The organism is Maribacter sp. (genome assembly GCA_020629415.1).
GTDB lineage: Bacteria > Bacteroidota > Bacteroidia > Flavobacteriales > Flavobacteriaceae > Maribacter > Maribacter huludaoensis.
On the sequence record JAHDDL010000001.1, the window covers coordinates 98,612 to 122,310 of the forward strand.

Genomic DNA, 23,699 nt, shown 5'->3' on the forward strand with positions numbered 1-23,699 from the left:
AATTTATATATTTGCAACCCGAAAAAACATACAGAAAATCTAATATTGAAAGATGACGAAAGCGGAAATTGTATCGAAGATCTCAGATAAGCTGGGAATTGAAAAAGGAGATGTACAGGCAACTGTTGAATCTTTTATGGAAGAGGTAAAAACATCATTAGAAAGTGGTGATAATGTTTACCTAAGAGGTTTCGGTAGTTTTATCATTAAAACTAGAGCCGAAAAAACCGGTAGAAACATTTCCAAGAACACAACTATTAAAATACCCGCTCACAACATCCCAGCATTTAAGCCTGCAAAGGTTTTTGTTGAAGGGGTTAAGAGCAACGTACACGTAAAATAATTAACTTAAAAAAAGAACTTTATGCCAAGTGGTAAGAAAAGAAAGAGACATAAGGTAGCTACACACAAGCGCAAGAAGCGTAGAAGAGCTAACCGACACAAGAAAAAGTAGTTTTATAACTACTTTTTCTTTTTAAAATACGTTCATTGACATAGAGATCCAGAGTTTGGATTTCGGCAGATACATTTGTATTTGTCTATGGTATTGTTTAATCAGTTCGTTACCTTTTTTTTAGGTAAACGACTAAAAATATATTCAGGTGAATAGAGAATTAATCGTAAGATCTAGTTCCCAATCTGTTGACTTTGCCTTGCTAAAGGACGGAAAACTCACTGAACTACATAAAGAGGAGAACAGTAACGACTTTTCTGTTGGCGATATTTTTCTTGCCAAAATAAGAAAGCCCGTAACCGGTCTTAACGCAGCGTTCGTAAACGTTGGTTATGAAAAGGATGCATTCTTGCATTACCATGACCTTGGACCGCAGTTATCCTCAATGCTTAAGTTCATTAAACAAGTGAGCACCGGAAAACTAAAGGATTACACTTTAGAAAATTTCCCGTTTGAAACCGATATTGACAAAAACGGTGTTATTACCGATGTCATTAAAGCGAACCAATCATTATTGGTTCAAATTGTAAAAGAACCTATATCTACTAAAGGACCAAGAATTAGTTCTGAGTTATCAATAGCCGGGCGTTACTTGGTAATGGTTCCTTTCTCCGATCGCGTATCCGTATCTCAAAAGATAGGTAGCAAAGAAGAGAAAGACAGGTTAAAAAGACTCGTTAAAAGTATTAAACCTAAAGGGTTTGGTGTTATTATAAGAACGGTCGCAGAAGGACAAAAAGTCGCAGAACTGGACAAAGATCTAGAAAACTTGCTGAACAAATGGACAGCAATGTGCAAAAAATTACATCGTGCTCAAACACCATCAAAAGTATTCGTAGAACTAAACAGGGCATCTTCTATTCTAAGAGATGTATTTAATGATAGTTTTACAGGTATACATGTAGATGACGCCACCTTATTTAATGAAATCAAGGATTACGTGGCAGAGATCGCTCCAGAAAAAGAGAGCATCGTTAAGCACTATAACACCAACGTACCTATTTTTGAAAAGTTTGGTATTGAAAGACAAATTAAAACGTCTTTTGGCCGTACTGCAGCTATGAGCAAAGGCGCCTATTTAATTATAGAGCATACCGAAGCACTTCATGTTATAGACGTTAACAGTGGCAACAGATCAAACAAAGCTAAAAACCAGGAAGATACTGCCCTAGAGGTAAACCTCCTGTCCGCATCAGAAATTGCAAGGCAACTTCGCCTTCGTGATATGGGCGGAATTATAGTTGTAGATTTTATCGATATGGTAAAACCTCAGCATAGAAAAAAGCTTTTTGAACATCTTAGAGATGAGATGAAAGACGATCGTGCCAAACACAAAATACTACCTCCTAGTAAATTTGGTTTAATTCAGATTACCCGACAAAGGGTACGACCTGAAATGAATATTAAAACAACTGAAGAGGACCCTAACAATGCAGGGAAACAGGTGGAAGCACCTATTGTTTTAATAGATAAAATTACAGCGGACCTTGAAAAACTTCTTAAAGGCCCTAAAAAGGATAGCAGTATAACTTTAAATATACACCCTTTTATTGCAGCCTATATTACAAAAGGTTTTCCATCTTTGAGGACAAAATGGTTCTTAGAGTATAAAAAATGGATTAAAATTCAACCGCGCGATGCGTATACGTATCTTGAATACCGTTTTAAGAATAAAGACGGCAAAACAATATATTAACGAAAAAAGCGACTCCCAAAAGAGTCGCTTTTTTTGTTGTAGGTTTTTATGTATTTTAACCATTAATTTCCTAACCAACCAAAGTAAATGTCCTGCAAAAATTGTTCTTCTGCTCTAGCAAACTATTCTTTATTTTGTAATCAATGTGGTGCTAAAATTGTCAATGACAGATTAACTATAAAAGGACTAGCCACCGACCTATCGAATAATCTTCTTGGCTGGGACAATAAATTTTTCTTTACCATAAAAAACTTATTATTAAGACCTCATGTTGTCTTCAGAGAATATCTTGGCGGCACAAGAAAGCGCTATATGAATCCTTTTACCATTCTAGGATTAACAACTGCAATAGCAATATTTTTATTCAATTTTTTCGCGGACCAATACCTAGCTCTCAACCTCGAATCAAGTAAGCAATCAATTTCCATAATGTCAAATATGATGGAGAAACAAATAGGAGAAAATTTTGACAAAGTAGCATATGAAAAAGAAGTTCTAGAAATTAATACTAATGCAAGCTCATTCATGCTCAAGTATTTCAACTTCTTAGTAATTTTATTAATGCCACTTTACACCTATATGGCTTTTCTTGTTTATCGAAAACCCTATAATTATGCGGAACATTTGATAATTAACTCTTACATACAAAGCATTTCTTTTATAGTTACATCAATAATCTTTACAATTTCAGTTTTCACATCGCCATCTGTTTATCTTATAACAGTATTCTTTTTAGTTTTTTATTATACGTACGCTTATGGAAAACTTTACAATTTAAGCGTTGCAGAATCAATTCTTAAAGTTTTACTATTTATGTCTATTCTTGCAGGGACTTTAATTATATTTTTTATTTTGTCCATTGCTTTTGGATATATTCTTGCAGCATTATCGTCTTAATTTCAAATACTATCTAAATTTCTAATTTGAACCAAAAAACTAAAGGCTACACTGTTCAAGAAGCTACTAAAAAGATAGAAAGCTACTGTGCTTACCAAGATCGCTGCCATAAAGAAGTAGTTGCGAAATTGAAAGACATGGGTATGATTCCATTAGCGATAGATACTATTATTGCCCAACTTATTGAAGACCGATTCTTAAACGAAGAGCGTTTTGCAAAGAGCTTTGCCCGTGGCAAATTCAATATTAAAAAATGGGGAAAAAATAGAATTGTTAGAGAACTGAAATTTAGAAACATCTCTAAATACAATATTACTACTGCCTTAAAAGAAATTGAACCCGAAGCATACTTGACTACCTTAGATGATTTAGCTCATAAAAGACTAGAACAGATTACCGAAACCAATATTCAAAAGCGCAGAAAAAAACTTGCAGATTACCTATTATACAGGGGGTGGGAAAGTCACTTGGTGTATGAAAAATTGCAAGAGCTTATTCCCTAAAATCTTTTTTTAGCTTTTAATTAAAGATTCAACATTTTTATTGGTGTTGGCAATTGCCTTTTTATTTTTAGCGTCTATCCAATCTTGACCTTTAATTTTTCGCATTAATACATCATAATGGCGCATGATCAATATATTATAAAATGCCTTACCTAAATTTTTAGGATTACGCGCCAATGCCCGTAAACTCATTGAAAAACCAGGTGTATTGTATTTCATATAATGCCAATAACCTTCGGGCATATAAAGTACTTCACCATGGGAGAGCGTTGTTTTAAATCCGTTTGCCTTTTTCAAAGCTGGCCATTTGCCATAATCAGGATTAGAGAAATCTATGCTCTCATGCGTAATTAGAGAATGTGGGACTTTATAAAGTTTTTCTGTTTCTGACTGTGGAAAAAGTATCACCTCTTTTTCTCCATCAAAATGAAAGTGAAAAATATTGGCAAGATCAATGTCATAATGCATAAAAGTGTACGAATCACGCCCACCAAAAAACATCATTGGCACTCCTTTCAAAAGCCTTAACCCGAAGTCTGGGAACTTATAGTCTTTTTGTAGCGCAGGCACTTCCTTCAAAATATTCCACAGAAATATTCTATACTTGGTAGGCTCTTTCTTCAATAAATCCACATATGCCGCCATTTTCATTTTGGCATGTGGTTCATTGAAACCATCTTTATGCTGTACTGGTCTATCGTCATATAAAGGCACCGTGATATCACCAGCGATTTCCTTAATATAATCTAGATTCCACTTTTTAAAAGCAGGCCAATCTTCAATTGCCTGTTCTAAAACAACAGGTTTTTGAGGCTTAAAGTAGTCGTTAAGAAAAGTTTCCTTGGCAATATGCTTTACCCTGGGGATATCTGTTAACTTCAATTACTAATGGTTTTATAGGGATGCCAAAGGTAATTAACGTTAAGAAAATAATTTCTTAAAAATGTATTAATGTAGTATTATTCAACAATTTTAGCCTTTTGTTTTGCCTTTTCATTACGCTCAATAGCGTGACCCGGTCTAGACCATTTCGGCTTCTCCCCTAAAGCTTCTATTTGAGAGTCCTCTGCTTCTACCGTTTTGGGCTGAGATATTTTTGTAAACGGTTTTTGCGGATTAAGACCTAACATCTTGAACATTTCCATATCTTCATTTACATCAGGATTTGGAGTCGTCAATAACTTATCTCCTGCAAAAATAGAATTGGCACCAGCAAAGAAACACATTGCCTGCCCTTCTCTACTCATTTCTGTACGACCTGCAGATAAACGCACTTGAGTTTCTGGCATTACAATTCTTGTTGTAGCTACCATGCGAATCATATCCCAAATTGAAACCGGTTCTATATCTTCCATTGGTGTACCTTCTACGGCAACCAATGCATTAATAGGAACTGATTCTGGTTGCGGATTTAATGACGTTAAAGCTACCAGCATACCTGCTCTATCTTCTAACGCTTCACCCATACCAATAATACCACCGCTACAAACGGTAACATTACTTTTACGTACATTTTCAATAGTATCTAAACGATCCTCAAAGGCACGTGTAGAAATAACGTCTTTATAGTAATCTTCTGAAGTATCTAAATTGTGATTGTAAGCGTATAAGCCAGCTTCTGCCAAACGTTTTGCCTGATTCTCGGTAATCATACCCAAGGTACAACACACCTCCATATCAAGCTTATTAATGGTACGCACCATTTCTAATACCTGATCAAACTCTGGACCATCTTTTACATTTCTCCACGCAGCACCCATGCATACTCGAGAACTACCGGATGCTTTTGCTCTTAGCGCTTGAGCTTTTACTTGAGAAACGGCCATAAGGTCATTACCTTCAATATCCGTATGGTAACGTGCAGCTTGCGGACAATAACCGCAATCTTCTGGACAACCGCCCGTTTTAATTGAAAGCAGCGTTGAAACCTGTACCGTATTAGGATCATGATTTTTCCTGTGTACAGTGGCAGCTTCATAAAGTAGCTCCATTAAAGGCTTGTTATATATTTCTAGGATTTCTTCTTTTGACCAATTATGTCTTGCTATGCTCATATAATCTTAGGTTGTTACCAGAGTTCAAAAATAACGGAATTTAAATTGAAAAAATAATTGGATGTTTTTAAAATAATGACTTACCGTCCAATTCAATCGTTATCTAAAATAGGCTATTCGCTTTTACTTATCAAAATACTTACTGCATTACCTCCAAAACCAACGGCATTTACCATTATTTTTCTAAGGTTTCTTTCTTTGGATTTCTTCTCTAAAAAAGGAACCGAAACCATCTTATTGTTCTGCAACATTAATATTGCCAGTTCCAAATTTAGCATACCTGACGTCGCAAATGTGTGACCAATCTTCCATTTATTGGTGGTCAATTGAGGCATAACATCACCAAATACTTCTTTTATGGCATTATATTCTGATGAATCACCTTTTATAGTTCCCGGTGCATGCATAACTATTGCATCTACCTCAGCAGAATTCATATTTCCCAAAGCCATTTTCATGGATTTTTGAAAGCATACGGCATTAGCTGAAATGGAAGTATTATGCTTTAAAATTTCTGTAGCAAAGCCTACACCTTCGATCACTGCTAATGCATTTTTTACAATCCCTGTTTCTAAACACGCAACTGATGCCGCTTCGCCCAATATCATGGTATTGTATTCCTTTTTCATGTTCAAGGCCTGGCACGGGTAGTTTCGGCTACGCTCAACTACCGTTGAGATATCGACTACAGAACCCGAGTTTGACACCGGTGCTTTTGCATATATTTTCAAGGCCTTCATTTGGGCAATGGTAAAATTGGTCAGCGGAGCTTCACTGGCTCCTACCAAAAACCTATTTGACATTCCGCTATTAAGCCATGCTACTCCGTTCAATACCGAATGTAAACCCGTAGAACAGGTAATGGAATGCGATATTTCTGGTCCTGAAGCGCCCAAATCATGAGATACCCATGACGAAATATTACCTAATGTAGTAGTTGGCGAACTTAATGTTGAAGAAACTCCCGTTTCTAAATATTCGGCATGGTATTCTTCAAACAATTTTGTAGCCCCCCTAGAAGACCCCATATTTATTCCGAATTCAGAAGAGTTCTCCCAGCCAGATTTTGCTACCGCCATTCTAGATGCAACCATTGCGAATAGTACACTATTATCTAGTTTTTTGTACTTGCTATCAGATTTTCTAAGTTTATCTACCAATTCCTTTGCAGATACAGACAAGGGTGCTATCCAAGTTTCAGAACCATTTATTTCTTTTAAGGAAAAGTAATGATCTTTATCTTGATATGCTTTCCAGGTTTCTTCTAATGTACTTCCTAGCGGTGAAAGTGAAGCTATGGATGTTATTGATATTTTATTTTTCAATTTCTTGACTAAAATGTATTTAACGCCTCTGTAATGGTGTCGTAAACTTTTTGTAATTCTTGATTTGAAATAACGTATGGCGGTAATACATACACCGTATTGCCCAATGGCCTTAACAAAACTCCTCTTTGCAAAAAGAAATTATAAAGCTCATCACGTAAACTACCATAACGTTCCATTTCTATTTGTAGATCAATGGCCAAAATGACACCAATTGTTCTAGCCTCTTTCACTTTTACATGATTTTTGATTTTATCTAAAAATGAACAATGAGCTTTTGCTATATAATCTCTTCTTTCTAAAATTTCCGGAGAATTCAATAACTCAATACCTGTCAAAGCCGCAGCACAACCTAAAGGATGGGCGCTGAACGTATGGGCATGAAAAAAGCCTTTATGAATCTCATCACTAAGAAAACGATCATATATTTTTTGCGAACAACTGGTAATGCTCAAAGGAAACATACCTGCCGTCAACGCCTTGCTCAAACACATTATGTCTGGCTTGTTCATTAAATTATCAGAAGCAAAATTCTTTCCTGTTTTACCAAAACCTGTCATTATTTCATCGGCAATACATAAAACCTCATGTTCTTGACAAAGACCTATTAAAGCATCTAATCCTTTTGCAGAATGAAATTTCATTCCGGCAGCACCTTGTACTAAAGGTTCAAATACAAAAGCTGCGCACTCGTTTTCATCCAAAATTTGAGAAAGCCTACTTTTAACCTCCTTTAAATTATCTTCTTGTGGAACAGGAATTCGCACCACCTTTAACAAGAAATCTTCAAACGGACCATTGTAAGATGACAAGCCAGATGCACTCATAGCCCCAAAGGTATCGCCATGAAAACCATCTTCAAAAGCTATTAAGGTATTTCTCTTTTCTCCGTTATTATGAAAATACTGTAAGGCCATTTTTATTGCCGCTTCTATAGCCGTTGAACCGTTATCATTAAAGAAAATCTTAGCCTGGTTACTTGGTAGTATTTCCATTAATTTCTCTGACAACGCTATTGCAGGTTTGTGCGTAAGACCGCTGAACATAACGAAATCTAAGGTTTGCATCTGTTGGGTCAATGCAGAAATAATGGTTTCATTTGCATGACCGTACATTACGGTATACCAAGATGCTATACCGTCAATATATTCTTTTCCTTCCTCATCAAACAACAAAGCACCTTTTGCCCTGGTTATGGGTAACTGCGGCTTACCCAACTTATGTTGGGTCAATGGATGCCATAAAAATTTTTTATCGCGACTAGATAGATTTTCCTCTTTCATAGAATTTATAATTCTTCATTTTATCTATCTTGCAAAGATCGGGAAATAAACTTCAATAATTAGATGCCCCCAAAAAGAAACGAAAAAGCATTTTTAAATTTCTCCGAAATGAAAAATACTACGGTATTTATCGTTTTATCGATGCTTACCTTTTTTATACGTTTTCCATTTTTCTTTAGAGACTACATTGATCGCGATGAAAGTACCTTTATTCTTTTAGGTCAATCTTGGGCAAATGGTTTTCTACCGTACACACAATTATGGGACTTAAAACCACCGTTGACCTTTGCATTCTTTGCCTCTATCATCTCTATTTTCGGTAAAAGTTTTATCGCCATTAGATTTGCAGGTGTTTTACTTGTGGGCATTACCGCATATTTTACTTATAGGATTGCAGTAAGCATAATTTCTAAAAATGCTTCTATTGCGGTAGGCATATGCTGTATTTTTCTACTAAGCTTATTTGGTAGCCTACAAGGGGTAATGTCAGAACATATTTGTATTGCGCTTTTTGTGCCGGCCATTTATCTTTTACAAACTAAAAACTCTCTAGGTTACTTTTTATTGGCCGGACTTTTAATGGGCGCTACGGTTATGGTAAAATTGAACATGGCCTTCCCAATTCTATTTATGGGCATGTTCTTGACCTATGCGTCTATTTTTAAAAAAGAAAACATATCACTCCTTCATGTTACTGTATTTGCCGTAGGAGTAATAGCAGTAATTATAGCGACCATTATACCATACTACTTGACCGACCAAACCTATATTTGGTGGAATTCCGTAGTATTGGCACCACTGGAATATACAGGAGCAAGAAGGTATTCTATATTTAAGTTAGCTCCTATTTTTGTAATTACGGCACTCTTTCTGGTATATGCCTATAAAAGCAAAAGGCTAGATTTTAAGAATAAAACCGTTCAATTGTTGGTAACAGCTATAATTGGGGTATTATTCTCTTTCGCAAAAGGTGGTAGAATAAACGGTCATTACCTTATTCAATTACACCCAATGTTACTTATTCTTGTTGGTATAGTCATCTATAGCATAATACAACAGTACAAACCAAAACTACCTATGTACTTGGCTTTTATTGTAGTATTGATTCCTGCTGAAAGCTATTTGGAATATATAAACGTTGCAAAGAACATCTACAAAAAAGGTACCTTTTTCAATGGTGAAGGTTTTACCGTACCGCAATATATATTGGACCATGGGCTAGACACTAAAAACATTGTGTTTTTTGAGTACCATATTGGGTATTGGAATTTAGATACCTTACCACCTACTACCGCTTCTACACACCCAAGTAACATTTGTAGAGATGAACTATTTACTTTCTACGGCAACCCTAGAAAAAACTCTGTTGAAGAAATTAAGTATATCATGCATGAATTACGGCCCCAAACAGTTGTTATTAGAAAAGGAAAACGAATTTTCGATAAAAAGGAAATTAACGAAAATGAATACATTGACGCCTATTTAGCTAAATATTACAAGGTAATTACTACGGTAGATAATGCCGATATTCTACAACGCCTATAAAGTTTTCAATATTCCCTGAAACTTATCGGCATATTTTTTAATCACCTCTTTGGTAAATTCTTTCTCTTCGTCTATTCTCCCGATTAAGGATACTCCCGTTTTGTGGAGTATTATGTTCTCGGTATGCGGGTTGGCCTCTCCACTGAACAAAACCGAAACTTCATACCCCTTTTGCAACAACCATTTAATAGTAAGAAGTGAATGATTTATACTCCCTAAATAATTTCTAGAAACGACAACTACTTTATAATCGGGCATAATAATATCGAACATGGTATCTTCATCGTTTAAGGGAACCAAAATACCACCGGAACCTTCAATAATTAAATGATTATCTGTTTGTGGCTCATTGATATGAAATCTGTCAATTTTAATACCTTCTATTTCAGCCGCAGCATGCGGACTCATAGCCGCTTTAAGATTATAACTACTGTCGTGAAATTTAGATTTATCATTAGAGATCAACCTTTTTACCTTATCGGTATCGGTATTATCCAAATCACCCGCTTGTACAGGCTTCCAATAATCTGCTTGTAAAGCTTCTGTAAAAATTGCCGAGGCAATTGTTTTACCTACCTCTGTTGAAATTCCGGTCACAAATATCTTTTGCATGCTATTCTATCTTTGAATTAGTGATCATACCACAATTTAGGCACTTATATTTTCTTTTTTCAAAAAATGGAAAAAGTTTATAAAATAATCCTGTGCTGTTATAATATGGCTCTGATTTTTGAGCCTTACAATTAGGACAAACAACGGCATTTCCATTATCATCTACTGCATAAGCCCTGATCTCGTTATAAATGGCAATGGCTCTTTCTTTATCTTTAGTATACACCTGCAATTTTACCCCGCCAATGGCATTACTAATTAAAGGGTCAGAGTTTAGGGTGTTTTCATCCCTAAGAAACACTGGTATGCCTTCAGACTCCAATTTTCCTTTTACGATCTGTACATCGGCAACATATTCAAATGAAGCCAACTGATAAAATTTATCTTCCATACTTGTTTAAATAAAACTAGCTAATAATTTTACCAATAATCCTATTTCTTCTGTAGAATTAAAACTATGTAGACATATCCTTAAGCGCTCTTGACCATCCGGTACCGTAGGCGAAAGAATAGCCTTAATATTAAAGCCTTTATCGATCAGTTTTTTAGAAACTTCTTTTGCCATTTTTGAACCTGGTATAATGCAACCCTGTATAGCCGTATCGCTAGGTATAAAATGTTCTTTTATTTTATGTATGCTCAATTGTTTTTTAAAAAAATCTATGTTTCTTTTTAACGACGCGTTGGGTTCTTTTCCTAGTTCGCCAATATATTCATGGGCCGTAATTATCGTTGCCAGTGTATGTGGTGTTAATGCGGTAGTATAAATTAACGGCTTGGCAAAATTTACCAAGTAATCTTTTAAATTTTTGGAACCAAGTACTGCCGCCCCATGGCAACCAAATGCCTTCCCAAAAGTTACCGTTCTTGCAAAAACCTCTTTCTCTAGTTTTAATTCCGGTATTAATCCTGCGCCGTTTTTTCCCAATACACCAACGGCATGGGCTTCATCTACAATTAGGTGGTAGCCGTTAGTTTTGGCAAACTTTGCAAAAGCTTTTAAAGGTGGCGTATCGCCATCCATTGAAAAAACACTTTCAGTTACAATATATACGGAACTTTCAGCATGTTCATTTCTAGATACATTTAATGCTACTTTCTTTTCTAAACTTGCTAAATCGTTATGAGAAAAACTATAAGACTTTGCATGACTCATTCGTATACCCTCTCTTATACTGGCATGTACATATTCATCATAAAATACCAAGTCTCCTCTTTGCGGCAAGGCACTGAACAACCCCATGTTGGCATCATAGCCGGAATTAAAGACCAAAGCTGCTTCAGATTTATAAAAATCACACAACAATGGCTCTAGCGTATTATACAATTTGTGATTGCCGGACAGAAGCCTTGAACCCCCAGATCCGTTTGATGCAACATTCTCCGTAAGTAGTAATTGAAAAGTTTTTGAAAATAAAATTTCATTTGTTGCAAAACCTAAATAATCATTAGAAAGAAAATCAATTAAACCTTCTAAAGTTTGTAGGGAACGAAAGGTCTTTTCTCTTTTACGAGCAGCCAAAGCACGTTGTAATTTTTCAGGGAATTGGTTCATGGAACAAAAATAGCTTTTCTATGAAACGATTCTAATCTATTTAACGATTTCCTAAAATTTTTGCTATCGGTTTACCGTATAAATTATGGTAACTTCATAAATTCTTAACAGTTTATGAAAAATAATAATTTATTAACCTGAAAAATAAGCAGTTATAGAACAAAAAATATCTTAAAAAGCATTAAAAAAAGAGGTTTTTGTAAGTATAATTCAAACTTACACCTTATTTTTGCCACTTTTTTTTGAAGAAATTTCTTACTTTAATATTAAAGTATTAGATTAAGTGAATATCTTTTTATAGGGATAAGATGAAAGGGAGTAATATTTTAGATACGAATAGATTAAAGGCACTAATGTCATTTGATGTTATGGATACTAACCATGAGGCTATCTATGATGAAATTACGTCATTGGCGGCCAGCATCTGCAATGTACCTATTAGCCTAATTTCCTTGGTTGACGATAAAAGACAATTTTTTAAATCTCATTTTGGTGTAGACTATAACGAAACTCCGTTAAGTAATTCTTTTTGTAAATATATCATTAATGATGACGTAGACCTTTTAACAGTAGAAAATGCCGAAAATGACGATCGATTTAAAAATTTCTCTATAGTTAAAAATGATCCAGGTATTAGATTTTATACCGGTGCTTCGCTAACCTCTCCAGACGGTCACCGTCTAGGCACCTTATGTGTTCTTGATACAAAAGTGAGACAATTAGATGACACACAAATTGATGGGCTTAAGACTTTGGCCAAGCAAGTGGTACATTTATTTGAATTACGAAAAGCAAAAAAATTAGAATTAGACCAAAAGTTAGACCTAGAAAGAAAAGGTAAATTATTGGATAATATCGTTTCTGCGACCGGTATTGGTATTTGGGAACGAAATCTTGCCAATGACAGCCTTACCTTGAACGAACAAGGTCTGCAAATCTTTGATTTGGACAAGAATGCGCTAAAAGGTTTTAAGACCGAAGATTGGTTTAGCCGTATTCACCCAGATGATCTGCCCGAGGTAAAGAAAAAAATGCATGATTGCCTAAACTACCCTTCAAATGGTTGTAATGTACAGTACAGATTACTACTTAAAAATGGCAAGTACAAATGGATTTATGAAGAGGGCAAGGTACTAGAATGGAGTGAAGACAAGCAACCTTTGTTAATGTATGGAACCATACAAGATGTTACCGAAAAGAAAACTTTTGCCACAGAGCTTCAAAGGGTAAAAAACAATCTAGATGCAATGATCAATAGTTCACGCGACTTAATGTGGTCCATTGATCTGGATTTTAATCTAATTACCGCCAATACTGCCTTTCACGATTTAGTTGAGAAAATTCAAGGACAACCCTTTAAGGAAGGCGACCCTGTATTTTCTGATGCCGTGCCACAACAAGTAACCGATAAATGGAAAGAATATTACAAAAGAGCACTTAGCACTGGAAGATTTTCCGTAAAACAGAAAATACAAGACCCAAGTAAATTTTGGACCACATATGGCCTAACTTCCTTTGACCTAATGTATAATAAAGATGGTGAAGCAATTGGTATAACCTGTTTTTCTAAAGACATAACTTCAGAAATTTTATCTCAACAAGTACTGTTAAGTGCAAAGGAAGAGATGCAAAAAATTATGGATACTTCTTTAGATATTATCTGCACCCTTGATGAGGAAGGGTACTTTATAAGCATAAACAAGGCCGTTGAAGATATTTGGGGATATGCACCAAAAGATATAATAGGTACCAGATATACTGAACTAATCTATGAAGAAGACATAATTTCTACAGAAAAAAATGCCGAATCTGTATTGTCAGGAAACAAAGTAGTAAATTTTGAAAATAGATACGTTCATAAAGACGGTCATACCGTACCCATGTTGTGGTCATCTAATTGGGACGAGAAAGATCGTGTTTACTATTGTATTTCTAGAGATAATACCGAAAAGAAAAAAGCCGAACTTCAATTAGAAAACAGTGAACGCAGATTTAAAACTCTGGTACAAGAGAGTAGTGATATCATTAGTATACTAGATGCAGAAGCCAACTTTAAATATGTAAGCCCAAGTTCTACGAAGGTCATTCAAATAAGCCCTGAAGAATTTGAAGGACAAAACGCTTTAGACTACATACATCCAGATGATTTAGAGCGTGTAAAATCAAAGTTCTACCAAATTACCCAAATTGATTCTATAAAGATCGAACCGTTTAGATTTAAAAATAAATTTGGCGAATGGCGGTGGTTTGTAGCCAATGTATCCAACCAATTACACGAACCTTCAATACAAGGTGTCATTATAACCTCTAGAGATATCAATGAAACTAAAAATGCGAAAGAGCAATTAATACAAAGTGAACGTAGATATAAAACTTTAGTACAGGAAGGCAGTGATATGATCTGTATTGCTGATAAAAATGCTATTTTCTCCTATGCAAGCCCAACTTCTACAAGAGTATTGGAGATTACACCAGAAGAGTTTGTTGGCACTAGTGCATTCGATTATATTCATCCAGATGATTATGATACCGTTTACAATGAATTCATGAAAATCTTAGAGGTATCACAGGTAAATATTAAACCATTTAGATTTAGACATGGCGCCGGTCACTACGTTTGGCTAGAAACCGCCATTACGAACAAGTTCGATGAACCTACCATAAAAGGTATCGTAATTAATTCTAAAGACGTTACTACAAAGGTGCAACACTTAAATGCCATAGAAGAACAAAATGCCCAACTCAAAAAAATTGCTTGGACCCAGTCTCATATTGTAAGGGCACCTGTTGCTAGATTAATGGGCTTGGTAGATTTATTAAGAGATGATAAAGAGAAATTAAAACCCGAAGAAAGAGAACAAATTCTTAACTTTATAATCACTTCGGCAGATGAAATTGATCATGTTATAAAAGATATTGTTGAAAATACTATTAATGCGATTGATATAGAAGATATAAAATGAATTACCAAATATTACTAATTGAGGACGACCCCATATTTACTTTTTTACTTGAAAAAGGCATTAAGCATGCCCAGTTAAAAGGGGAGACCATTAATTTCACCAATGGAAAACCTGCTATAGAGTATTTGAACAATGAATATTCCAATGACAAAAACTACATTATTTTTCTAGACCTTAATATGCCTGTAATGAACGGTTGGGAATTTATGGATCAACTAGAAACGTTTGCCTCTACAAACAATTGTATGGTTTTTGTTCTCACTTCCTCAGCATACCAACAAGATATAGATAGACTTAAGAAAAAACCTTTAGTTGCCGATTTTGTTACCAAACCAATTACCGAGTTTCTATTAAAAGGAATAAAAGACAGTATAGAAGCTAAGTTTGAACAAAATCAAACCATATAAAAACACTTTTTCTGTTATTATTTTGAGTACATACAAGAATTAGCTTCATTATCTTTAGCTAAAATTCCACGTATGCGCTACCTTTTACTAATTTTATTTTTTGGTCTACAATCCGTTCGGCTTCAAGCTCAAACAAATTCTTACACTATCTCTTTTGAAAATGCCGCGCATCATGAGGCCCATGTTTCGGTAACATTTCCAAAGGTCATATCAGATACCTTATCCCTAAGAATGAGCAGGACATCTCCGGGAAGGTACGCACTTCATGAATTTGCTAAAAATGTCTATAATTTTAATGCAGTTGATAGTACAGGAAACTCTCTACACGTCTTAAGAACCAACCCATATGAATGGAAAATATTTGGTCATGATGGTACGGTAAACATTTCATACACCCTTTTTGCCAACAGAGGTGATGGTACCTATTCTCAAATAGATGAAACACATGCGCATTTAAATATTCCGGCAACATTTATGTATGCACCTTCTCTTAGTGAGAGAGAAATTGAAGTTGATTTCAAAACAAGAGATGATCTTAATTGGAAGATAGCCACGCAACTACTTCATGTAAAAGACAATACCTACAGTGCCCCTAATCTTTACTATTTTATGGATAGTCCAACGGAGTTGAGCAACCATAAAGTGCGCGAATTCAGTTTAGACGGGCAAACCATAAAATTAGCCTTACATGATCCTGGTACCGAAGAAGAAGCCGATGCCTACTTTGAAAAAGTAAAGAAAGTTGTTCTTGCCGAAAAAGAGGTTTTCGGAGAATTGCCAAAGTTTGACTATGATTCTTATACCTTTTTAGCTTGCTATATGCCAAATGTGTCCAGTGATGGTATGGAACATAGAAACTCCACCATTTTAACCAGTACCAGAACTTTGGCAAATGGTGGCATGGAGGGTAATATTGGCACCGTTTCACATGAGTTTTTTCATAGTTGGAATGTGGAACGTATTAGACCAAAATCTTTGGAACCGTTTAATTTTGAAGAAGCGAACATGAGTGGTGAACTTTGGTTTGCAGAAGGTTTTACCAGCTACTACACCAATTTAATACTTTGCAGAGCAGGATTGATTACAGCTAAAAAATATGTAGAAGGATTAACCGGTACGTTTAACTATGTATGGAATTCACCTGCAAGACAATTCTTTAACCCTATAGAAATGAGTTACCAAGCTCCTTTTGTAGATGCGGCAACTTCCGTAGACCCCGTTAACAGAGAAAACACCTTTATTTCATATTACTCTTACGGCAGTGTTATTGGTCTAGCTTTGGATCTACAACTACGTAATGAAGGTCTTAATCTAGATGATTTTATGAAGCTGGTCTGGACTACCTACGGTAAAAAGGAAATCCCATACACCATTGAAAATTTGAACGAAACGTTGAACACGTATGCTGGCGAAGCATTCGGTAATAACTTCTTTAACAGCTTTATTCACAAAAGTGAAATGCCGCTATATAACGAACTATTTAAAACAGTAGGTGTTAGTTTGTCTCAAGACACAGAAGCGGCTTATTTTGGCGCTGCTGTATCTATAACAGACGATTTAAATGGTAAAATTAAAAGCAATACTAAAATTGGTAGTCCCGCTTACATCGCCGGCTTAGATAAAGACGATATCATTACTTCAATAAATAGCGAACCATTCCCTAACGGAATTCAATTTAATACGTTTATTAAAGAAGGATTTCAACCAAATGATGTTCTTACAATAACCTTTTTAAGGGATGGTTTAGAAAGAAAAACAGAAGTCACTTTAACTTCTGACCCAAACTATGCTATCAACTTAGTTGAGAAAAATGAAAAAGCTCCCTCTAAAAAAATACTAAAAGCCCGCCAAGCTTGGTTAAATGTTGAGTAATGAATTTGATATATACCACCGCCACAACAAATGAAGAATTAATACAGATTCTTTCTTTACAGCAGATGAACTTAAAATCTTCTGTTTCCGATCTAGAAATGAAACAAGAAGGTTTCGTTACCGTTCACCATACATTAGATGTTCTTACAAGAATGAACAACGCCTGCCCACATATCATTGCGAAAGATGGTGATAAGGTTGTAGGTTATGCGCTGTCAATGACCGAAGATTTTAAAGATGAAATCTCTGTTCTAAGACCCATGTTTACCGAATTAGAAAACGTAAACATTCAAAATTTCATTACCATGGGGCAAATCTGTGTAGCCAAGACCCATAGAAAAATGGGTATTTTTCGCGGACTTTATAGCGCTATGAAAATAGCCTCTTACCCTAAATACGATGCCATAATTACCGAAGTAGATGCCACTAATAGCCGATCACTAGGAGCTCATTACGCCGTTGGTTTTGAGAAAATTTGTACTTATCATTCCTTGGGCCAAGATTGGGAATTGATTTCTTTGAAAACTGGTTGATCAATATAAGTTTAAGGCTATGACTTATAATTTATAATGTAAATTAATAACTTAATGCATTGTTAGATTAATCTGTAAAAGGTAATTCCAATGTAAATGATTTGTTTGGTGTAAAAATTAATGCAAATGCAAATGACTTGGAAAAGCAAAATGCAATTGACGCTATTAACAGATTCTTAAATTAAGATGTATAATGAAGTATTTTGGAATAGGAGAAGGTTCGTTAGGTTGGCAACTTTACTGTAGCGAAAAAGAAACTGCTCGTTTGCAATTAGATGTACATTTATTAAGAAATAGAGAAAGATGGGAAAACCCTAAACCTATTCAATTGTATGCAGACACTAATGTACCAGATCATGAACAATTAGACTTTAATGAACCCATTTTGCGTAATGCCATGTTATGGTCTAGCGGTGGTGGAAGTCAGAAATGGCATAAAGCTGCTTTTATACCATTTATTACAGGAATGTGTATTAGTGATGAACTATATAAAATATTTAAGAATTTCAATTTAACTAACGAACAGTTTTTAGAATTAGAGATTAAGAATTATCAAAAACAAACAACGCATAACTATTGGTTATTCTATCCAATAGTTAACTACAGATTTATAGAAATTAAAAAATCTGAATTTAAAAAAATTGGAATCAAAGACAAATCAGATGTAGAAATTGTAGTGTATAATAATTTGGAAGAATATTTTGATAAATCAGAGCCATATATGATGACTCATGAATTCAAACCGCATATTTGGTGCATAAACGAACCTTTTGACTTTTTCTTTGACCGCTATAACTACATAGTATCAGAACGATTAAAAAACGCTATAGAAGAAGCTGACATGTCAGATGTTTTCTTTTATGATTTGGATTATGAGGTTATCGTTAAAAAAGAAAATTGAAGCTTGAAATCCCTGCCAAATCGAACGGAAAAATATAGGCATAACAATCCTGGACACATTACGTTTTAGGATTTCAGAAAATTTTCACTTACAATTCTTTATGTAAAGATTGGGAATTGATTGCGTTAAAGACCATACAGCTCATAAATTTTTTTAATAAGATAAACAAGCTATATCCCTTAATAGATAATACTGCCTAATTTTAAATATTTAAAAGCAATTGACTTGTATCGTTACGATGTATAATAAACAATCTAATTATGCATTAATACAACTTATCTACTTATTTAGTATTAATAAACTTACAAAACAATGAAGTACACAACCACTTTTAACGTTTTTACAACTATTTAAGTCATACTTTTCAACTTAAAACTACATTAGCCCTAAATACAACCAAATATTTATAATTATGAAAAAAGTATGCTTACTAGTTACAATTGCCTTATTCAGTTTTGTCGTTCAAGCACAAGAGAACGTAGTTAAAGTTAATCCATTAGGTTTACTTTTCGGTTCTGCACAGTTTGGTTACGAAAAAGCCTTTAACGATAAATCTGCCATTGAAGTATCTTTAGCTTATTCAAGTATTTCAGCTACCATAGGTTCTGATAGTGATGCAAAAGCTAATGGGTTTGGAGCAGAAGGTAAATACAAATTCTACTTCTCTTCAACCAAAGATGCTGTTAGGGGTTGGTATGGAGCTCCAGTAGCAACCTACTCAAGTACAAAAGCATCTTCAGGATCAAGTGACGGTAAACTTAGTTACCTAGGAGTTGGAGGAGTTGCTGGTTACCAATGGGTTTTTGGCGGCGGAGATTCAGGCTTTGCTTTGGACCTAAATTTAGGTGCACAGTATATTTCTGCAAGCACGAGCGGAGATATCACCGGCACTTCTATTGAAGGCATTCTACCAAGGTTAGGTTTAGCACTAGGATATGCTTGGTAAACAATTAATAAAATTTTATTTAATGCGGAAACACACCTTGCTGTTTCCGCATTTTTTTAGAAAAATTTATATTAACATTCTTTACTTTACGAGGAGTATTTATATATTCTTTGATTATAAATGAATTAATTACAGTAAAGTGCGAAATAAGTATACCTTATCATCCTCTAGCTTTTTTTTCATCTTATATACTTACAATTAAATTAACAAGAAAATAAGCTTACCCTCTCATCTTTAAGTTTTCAAATCGTACATGATTTCATAATTTGGCTTATAACTATATTACAGTAGAACGATTAAAAAACGCTATAGAAGAAGCCGGCATGACAGATGTTTTCTTTTATGATTTGGATTATGAGGTTATCGTTAAAAAAGAAAATTGAAGCTTGAAATCCTTACCTAATCAAAACGAAAAATATTAACTTAATAACTCAGTTTATTACAGCCATCATCGTAATCGAGAACAAACTAAGCCCCGGTACCCGTTTTACTCCCGCACAAACGGCCCAGTTTAAACAGGTAAAAGAAGCCTCTGGCGGTGCGGTGGAGTTCAAGGTGAAGTTTGATAAAGAAATAATAATTGATGGTAGACCAATTAGTTTAAATTCAAATACAAGTTTTAATGTAGAACAATCCAAAGTAATAAAATTCAATGATCATGGCACTAATGATGTGGGTACTGTTGGGATATCAGATGTTGAATTTATAAAAGATTCAAGTAAGTTATAAACTATGGAAATAAAACTAACGGAAGGAAAAAAGGAATTATTTGCTGTAACTCATCCATTTTTTAAAGGGGAAGGATATAGGTTTCAGTCCAAAAGACCTGTTTTATATAGAAAAGAATTTGAAAATTTTTATGTGCAATTGTACCTACAGTTCGCAATTAAACTCGGTAATCATTTATCCGGACCTTTCCGTATTTCTTTTAAGGAGGTTGAAAAAATAATTCTTGAAATAGGTATTCCCACAAATTCATTTGAACACATAAAGAAAGGGGATAATATACTTTTAACAATTCATGATATACATGCTAAAGATTATGTGGATGCTATAACAAAATTGAATTTCAAGAAGTTAGATTCATTCCGCCAATGGGGCCATGCAATTGTGGATTATGCACAAGGCCCTGGCAAGGCTTTTATAGACACCTACTCCTACCTGCCCAACGTACTCAAAGAAATGGACCGCTTAGAGGCAGAAGGAAAAAACACGAATGAAATTTTAGTAGGGTTGGCAGATCGAAGATTTAGAGGCTTGATTATTTCCAAACTTTGTTCCGACCCTAATTTTGAAGAAAAGGTAGCCTCTCGTGATGAGGTTTTCTATAAGGTGCCCCAACTAAAAGATTGGATTCCATATTACAATAAGTTAAAAGAGCGCCTTAACACGATAGAGCATCTTTACCCGTATTATAAAAATGTGTGAGATATGAGATATTGACTCTCGCCGCTAGGACAAGCGTGACGTTCACATCTATAACATTATCATTATAAATACGTAGTAAAGAATTAATTTTAGCTTAAATCGCTCATTAGTTTTATTAATAAAAAAGAAATACAATTTATTTTAATTATTGTTTTTCGATAATTTTTATATTTTTATTATCGTTAAACAATAATTATATGAAACATAGTAGAGCATTACTTTCATTTTTATATTACCTATCTCTAATTGTATTTATAGTAGTTTGTTCTATATTTTCTTTCATTATCAGTTTTGAATTGTTTTCTAAATCATCACAGGTTGGTACTTTTACAAGTAGCAATCACCACTCCGTTGGATATAATTTTCCAATTACCCTACAGACTTCTATCCCTGACTCTGTAATCACCTATTTATCGAAGGATTCTCAAAGTAGTTATCGCTATTATAAAGAATTACAAAAGGACCAACCTATTTCTTATGAGAATAAGGAATCGATAAAAAAAATTTCAAATGAAGTATCAGTAAGGCCCACTCTTGAAGAAAACTTTCATTTAGTAACCAAAGAATTAAAAAATTCCTTTCCAATTACCATTACTGCAAATAATGTAAATTCTGATGGCTATGTAAGATTGAATTCAAATATTTTATGGATAAAATTACTATTAGCCTTAAGAACTTATTTAGCGGTTATTTTGTTACCTATTCTGTTTATTATGATTAAAATATTTAGGAAATTGAGAATTGATTTAAATTTCAGTAAAAGACTTGCAATTGAAACGAGAGCAATTGGAATTATAATTCTTAGCTATCAATTTGTCAATACTTTTTTAATTTTAGTATTAAGTAAATATTTTACTGTAATAAAAGTAGATAGCCTATTAAACAACGAGTTTTTCGACCGGGGTCTCTATGTAAATATTACACCTCGTTTAGATTTTAATTTATATGGCTTTATACTGGGATTATCTATTATTATAATTAGTTTCTTATTTAACCAAGGTGAAATACTCAAACAAGAAAACGACTTAACCATATAACTATGAGCATCGTCGTTAACTTAAATACCGTATTAGCGGACCGTAACCTAAAGAGCAAAGAACTCGCTGAAATGATAGGTATAACGGAAGCCAACCTTTCTATTCTAAAATCGGGCAAAGCTAAAGCCATTCGTTTTTCTACCCTTGACGCTATTTGTAAAGCATTAGACTGCCAACCTGCCGATATTCTTGCTTACGAAAAGGAATAAAAAAAGCTACACTTAAAAGTGTAGCCTTTTTAAATTATAATAAAATGTACTAATTAATCTGCTAGTACAATTACTCTGTTATTCTTAAGTTCAATAGTACCGCTAGAAATTTGTAAGACGGTATTTCCACTGGCATCTTTAGTGAACTTAGAGGCATATTCTTCATCTAAAGTAATATTACCTGCAACCTTTACTTTACCTTCTTGTAATAAGGATACAATTGGGGCGTGGTCTTTTAACATTTGAAACTCGCCATTTATACCTGGTACCGTTACCGAAGTTACTTCGCCTGCAAATAATGTTGCTTCTGGTGATACAATTTCTAAATACATATTTTTTCAGTATTCAGTAATCAGTGTTCAATAATCGAATGCAAAACTGCAAACTGCTACCGAAAACCGTTTACTAGATTTAAGCTTCCGTCAACATTTTTTCACCAGCTTCTATAGCCTCTTCGATAGTACCTTTAAGGTTAAAAGCAGATTCTGGCAAGTGATCTAATTCACCATCCATAATCATGTTAAATCCTTTGATAGTCTCTTTTATATCTACCAAGACACCTGGTATACCTGTAAACTGCTCTGCAACATGGAAAGGCTGAGATAAGAAACGTTGTACACGTCTTGCTCTACCTACAGCAGATTTATCTTCTTCAGATAATTCTTCCATACCTAAAATGGCAATAATATCTTGAAGTTCTTTATAACGTTGTAATAGCTCTTTTACCCTTTGTGCACAAGCATAATGCTCATCCCCTAAAATATCGGCAGTTAAAATTCTTGATGTAGAATCTAAAGGATCTACCGCTGGGTAAATACCTAGCTCGGCAATTTTACGAGACAATACCGTTGTTGCATCTAAGTGGGCAAACGTTGTTGCCGGTGCCGGATCCGTTAAATCATCCGCAGGTACGTAAACCGCCTGTACAGATGTAATAGAACCTCTTTTTGTTGATGTAATACGTTCTTGCATAGCACCCATCTCCGTTGCCAAAGTTGGTTGGTAACCTACCGCTGACGGCATACGACCTAATAATGCCGATACCTCAGAACCTGCTTGCGTAAAACGGAAAATGTTATCTACGAAGAAAAGAACATCTTTACCTTGACCTTCACCTGCCCCATCACGGAAATACTCTGCAATCGTTAAACCTGAAAGTGCAACTCTAGCACGTGCTCCAGGTGGCTCGTTCATTTGACCAAAAACGAAAGTCGCTTTTGAACCTTTCAATGCCTCTTTATCTACTTTGGCAAGATCCCATCCTCCATCTTCCATAGAGTGCATGAAGTCATCACCATATTTTATAATACCAGATTCCAACATCTCACGAAGTAAATCATTTCCTTCACGGGTTCTTTCACCAACACCTGCGAATACAGAAAGACCACCATGACCTTTTGCTATATTGTTGATCAATTCCTGAATCAATACCGTTTTACCTACACCGGCACCACCAAACAATCCAATTTTACCACCTTT

Annotated in this window: 23 protein-coding genes; 14 read left to right on the top strand and 9 right to left on the bottom strand. The window is 34.7% G+C overall.

Annotation, left to right across the window (positions count from 1 at the left end; all coding sequences use genetic code 11):
- Window positions 1–52 precede the first annotated feature (52 nt).
- The 4 genes from QZ657_RS00490 (at window position 53) to QZ657_RS00505 (ending at window position 3,550) form a co-directional block, all read left to right on the top strand.
- Window positions 53–343 carry an HU family DNA-binding protein gene (locus tag QZ657_RS00490; protein ID WP_027065813.1) on the top strand — a complete coding sequence of 97 codons (291 nt, stop codon included), beginning with the start codon at window positions 53–55 and terminating at the stop codon, window positions 341–343.
- 259 nt (window positions 344–602) lie between these two features.
- Window positions 603–2,150 carry an Rne/Rng family ribonuclease gene (locus QZ657_RS00495; protein ID WP_276470873.1) on the top strand — a complete coding sequence of 516 codons (1,548 nt, stop codon included), beginning with the start codon at window positions 603–605 and terminating at the stop codon, window positions 2,148–2,150.
- A gap of 87 nt (window positions 2,151–2,237) precedes the next feature.
- On the top strand, window positions 2,238–3,047 hold the full coding sequence (locus QZ657_RS00500) for a DUF3667 domain-containing protein (protein ID WP_291963798.1): 810 nt from the start codon (window positions 2,238–2,240) through the stop codon (window positions 3,045–3,047).
- A 26-nt stretch (window positions 3,048–3,073) separates the two neighbouring features.
- Window positions 3,074–3,550: a regulatory protein RecX gene (locus QZ657_RS00505; RefSeq protein WP_291964271.1), complete on the top strand. Its 477-nt coding sequence runs from the start codon at window positions 3,074–3,076 to the stop codon at window positions 3,548–3,550.
- A 9-nt stretch (window positions 3,551–3,559) separates the two neighbouring features.
- On the opposite strand, the gene QZ657_RS00510 is transcribed toward QZ657_RS00505, so the two are convergent.
- The 4 genes from QZ657_RS00510 to bioA all read right to left on the bottom strand — a co-directional run bounded on the left by QZ657_RS00510 (window position 3,560) and on the right by bioA (window position 8,212).
- The gene (locus QZ657_RS00510) at window positions 3,560–4,432 is read right to left on the bottom strand and encodes a cupin-like domain-containing protein (RefSeq protein ID WP_291964273.1); all 873 of its coding nucleotides are present in this window, start codon (window positions 4,430–4,432) and stop codon (window positions 3,560–3,562) included.
- Window positions 4,433–4,509: 77 nt separating this feature from the next.
- Window positions 4,510–5,604 carry a biotin synthase BioB gene (gene bioB / locus QZ657_RS00515; RefSeq protein ID WP_291964275.1) on the bottom strand — a complete coding sequence of 365 codons (1,095 nt, stop codon included), beginning with the start codon at window positions 5,602–5,604 and terminating at the stop codon, window positions 4,510–4,512.
- A 113-nt stretch (window positions 5,605–5,717) separates the two neighbouring features.
- The gene (locus QZ657_RS00520; protein WP_291964279.1) at window positions 5,718–6,929 is read right to left on the bottom strand and encodes a beta-ketoacyl synthase N-terminal-like domain-containing protein; all 1,212 of its coding nucleotides are present in this window, start codon (window positions 6,927–6,929) and stop codon (window positions 5,718–5,720) included.
- 8 nt (window positions 6,930–6,937) lie between these two features.
- Entirely contained in the window at window positions 6,938–8,212 is a 1,275-nt protein-coding gene (bioA, locus tag QZ657_RS00525; RefSeq protein ID WP_291964281.1) for an adenosylmethionine--8-amino-7-oxononanoate transaminase, read from the bottom strand.
- A 108-nt stretch (window positions 8,213–8,320) separates the two neighbouring features.
- Between bioA and QZ657_RS00530 the strand changes: the two genes are divergently transcribed.
- The gene (locus QZ657_RS00530; protein WP_291964283.1) at window positions 8,321–9,757 is read left to right on the top strand and encodes a glycosyltransferase family 39 protein; all 1,437 of its coding nucleotides are present in this window, start codon (window positions 8,321–8,323) and stop codon (window positions 9,755–9,757) included.
- On the opposite strand, the gene bioD is transcribed toward QZ657_RS00530, so the two are convergent.
- From bioD to QZ657_RS00545, 3 genes are read right to left on the bottom strand one after another with little or no spacing between them, the layout of a single operon-like run.
- Entirely contained in the window at window positions 9,752–10,369 is a 618-nt protein-coding gene (gene bioD, locus QZ657_RS00535) for a dethiobiotin synthase (protein ID WP_291962946.1), read from the bottom strand. The genes QZ657_RS00530 and bioD overlap by 6 nt on opposite strands.
- Before the next feature lies 1 nt (window position 10,370).
- A complete protein-coding gene (locus QZ657_RS00540; protein WP_276470865.1) occupies window positions 10,371–10,760 on the bottom strand; it encodes a DUF2007 domain-containing protein in 390 nt (129 codons plus the stop codon).
- A 6-nt stretch (window positions 10,761–10,766) separates the two neighbouring features.
- Complete coding sequence (locus tag QZ657_RS00545) at window positions 10,767–11,924, bottom strand: aminotransferase class I/II-fold pyridoxal phosphate-dependent enzyme (protein ID WP_291964285.1); 1,158 nt, start codon at window positions 11,922–11,924, stop codon at window positions 10,767–10,769.
- Window positions 11,925–12,232: 308 nt separating this feature from the next.
- Between QZ657_RS00545 and QZ657_RS00550 the strand changes: the two genes are divergently transcribed.
- The 9 genes from QZ657_RS00550 to QZ657_RS00590 all read left to right on the top strand — a co-directional run bounded on the left by QZ657_RS00550 (window position 12,233) and on the right by QZ657_RS00590 (window position 22,220).
- Entirely contained in the window at window positions 12,233–14,887 is a 2,655-nt protein-coding gene (locus QZ657_RS00550) for a PAS domain S-box protein (protein WP_291964287.1), read from the top strand.
- Window positions 14,884–15,294, top strand: a complete 411-nt coding sequence (locus QZ657_RS00555) for a response regulator (protein WP_291962938.1) — start codon at window positions 14,884–14,886, stop codon at window positions 15,292–15,294. Before QZ657_RS00550 ends, QZ657_RS00555 begins: the two co-directional genes overlap by 4 nt.
- A 72-nt stretch (window positions 15,295–15,366) precedes the next feature.
- Window positions 15,367–17,166 carry a M61 family metallopeptidase gene (locus QZ657_RS00560; RefSeq protein ID WP_291964289.1) on the top strand — a complete coding sequence of 600 codons (1,800 nt, stop codon included), beginning with the start codon at window positions 15,367–15,369 and terminating at the stop codon, window positions 17,164–17,166.
- Entirely contained in the window at window positions 17,166–17,699 is a 534-nt protein-coding gene (locus QZ657_RS00565; RefSeq protein WP_215997031.1) for a GNAT family N-acetyltransferase, read from the top strand. Before QZ657_RS00560 ends, QZ657_RS00565 begins: the two co-directional genes overlap by 1 nt.
- Before the next feature lie 193 nt (window positions 17,700–17,892).
- Window positions 17,893–18,600 (top strand): hypothetical protein, encoded by a 708-nt coding sequence (locus QZ657_RS00570; RefSeq protein WP_291964292.1) that lies wholly within the window; start codon window positions 17,893–17,895, stop codon window positions 18,598–18,600.
- A 412-nt stretch (window positions 18,601–19,012) separates the two neighbouring features.
- Window positions 19,013–19,546, top strand: a complete 534-nt coding sequence (locus tag QZ657_RS00575) for a DUF3575 domain-containing protein (RefSeq protein ID WP_291964294.1) — start codon at window positions 19,013–19,015, stop codon at window positions 19,544–19,546.
- 732 nt (window positions 19,547–20,278) lie between these two features.
- Complete coding sequence (locus QZ657_RS00580) at window positions 20,279–20,974, top strand: hypothetical protein (RefSeq protein WP_291964296.1); 696 nt, start codon at window positions 20,279–20,281, stop codon at window positions 20,972–20,974.
- Window positions 20,975–21,171: 197 nt separating this feature from the next.
- Window positions 21,172–22,011, top strand: coding sequence for a DUF2975 domain-containing protein (locus QZ657_RS00585; protein ID WP_291964298.1), 840 nt, complete (start codon window positions 21,172–21,174; stop codon window positions 22,009–22,011).
- A 2-nt stretch (window positions 22,012–22,013) separates the two neighbouring features.
- A complete protein-coding gene (locus QZ657_RS00590) occupies window positions 22,014–22,220 on the top strand; it encodes a helix-turn-helix domain-containing protein (protein WP_276470854.1) in 207 nt (68 codons plus the stop codon).
- 53 nt (window positions 22,221–22,273) lie between these two features.
- Here QZ657_RS00590 and QZ657_RS00595 read toward each other — a convergent pair whose 3' ends face one another.
- Both QZ657_RS00595 and atpD read right to left on the bottom strand, forming a co-directional pair.
- Window positions 22,274–22,552: a F0F1 ATP synthase subunit epsilon gene (locus QZ657_RS00595; RefSeq protein WP_276470853.1), complete on the bottom strand. Its 279-nt coding sequence runs from the start codon at window positions 22,550–22,552 to the stop codon at window positions 22,274–22,276.
- Window positions 22,553–22,631: 79 nt separating this feature from the next.
- A partial coding sequence (gene atpD, locus QZ657_RS00600; RefSeq protein WP_291964300.1) for a F0F1 ATP synthase subunit beta occupies window positions 22,632–23,699 on the bottom strand: 1,068 nt, incomplete at its 5' end.

Bases quoted from the DNA above. Each gene is read 5' to 3' on its own strand.
- QZ657_RS00490 (WP_027065813.1), top strand. From the start codon at position 53: ATGACGAAAGCGGAAATTGTATCGAAGATCTCAGATAAGCTGGGAATT.
- QZ657_RS00500 (WP_291963798.1), top strand. From the start codon at position 2,238: ATGTCCTGCAAAAATTGTTCTTCTGCTCTAGCAAACTATTCTTTATTT.
- bioB (WP_291964275.1), bottom strand. From the start codon at position 5,604: ATGAGCATAGCAAGACATAATTGGTCAAAAGAAGAAATCCTAGAAATA.
- bioA (WP_291964281.1), bottom strand. From the start codon at position 8,212: ATGAAAGAGGAAAATCTATCTAGTCGCGATAAAAAATTTTTATGGCAT.
- QZ657_RS00530 (WP_291964283.1), top strand. From the start codon at position 8,321: ATGAAAAATACTACGGTATTTATCGTTTTATCGATGCTTACCTTTTTT.
- bioD (WP_291962946.1), bottom strand. From the start codon at position 10,369: ATGCAAAAGATATTTGTGACCGGAATTTCAACAGAGGTAGGTAAAACA.
- QZ657_RS00540 (WP_276470865.1), bottom strand. From the start codon at position 10,760: ATGGAAGATAAATTTTATCAGTTGGCTTCATTTGAATATGTTGCCGAT.
- QZ657_RS00545 (WP_291964285.1), bottom strand. From the start codon at position 11,924: ATGAACCAATTCCCTGAAAAATTACAACGTGCTTTGGCTGCTCGTAAA.
- QZ657_RS00550 (WP_291964287.1), top strand. From the start codon at position 12,233: ATGAAAGGGAGTAATATTTTAGATACGAATAGATTAAAGGCACTAATG.
- QZ657_RS00555 (WP_291962938.1), top strand. From the start codon at position 14,884: ATGAATTACCAAATATTACTAATTGAGGACGACCCCATATTTACTTTT.
- QZ657_RS00560 (WP_291964289.1), top strand. From the start codon at position 15,367: ATGCGCTACCTTTTACTAATTTTATTTTTTGGTCTACAATCCGTTCGG.
- QZ657_RS00565 (WP_215997031.1), top strand. From the start codon at position 17,166: ATGAATTTGATATATACCACCGCCACAACAAATGAAGAATTAATACAG.
- QZ657_RS00570 (WP_291964292.1), top strand. From the start codon at position 17,893: ATGAAGTATTTTGGAATAGGAGAAGGTTCGTTAGGTTGGCAACTTTAC.
- QZ657_RS00575 (WP_291964294.1), top strand. From the start codon at position 19,013: ATGAAAAAAGTATGCTTACTAGTTACAATTGCCTTATTCAGTTTTGTC.
- QZ657_RS00580 (WP_291964296.1), top strand. From the start codon at position 20,279: ATGGAAATAAAACTAACGGAAGGAAAAAAGGAATTATTTGCTGTAACT.
- QZ657_RS00585 (WP_291964298.1), top strand. From the start codon at position 21,172: ATGAAACATAGTAGAGCATTACTTTCATTTTTATATTACCTATCTCTA.
- QZ657_RS00590 (WP_276470854.1), top strand. From the start codon at position 22,014: ATGAGCATCGTCGTTAACTTAAATACCGTATTAGCGGACCGTAACCTA.
- QZ657_RS00595 (WP_276470853.1), bottom strand. From the start codon at position 22,552: ATGTATTTAGAAATTGTATCACCAGAAGCAACATTATTTGCAGGCGAA.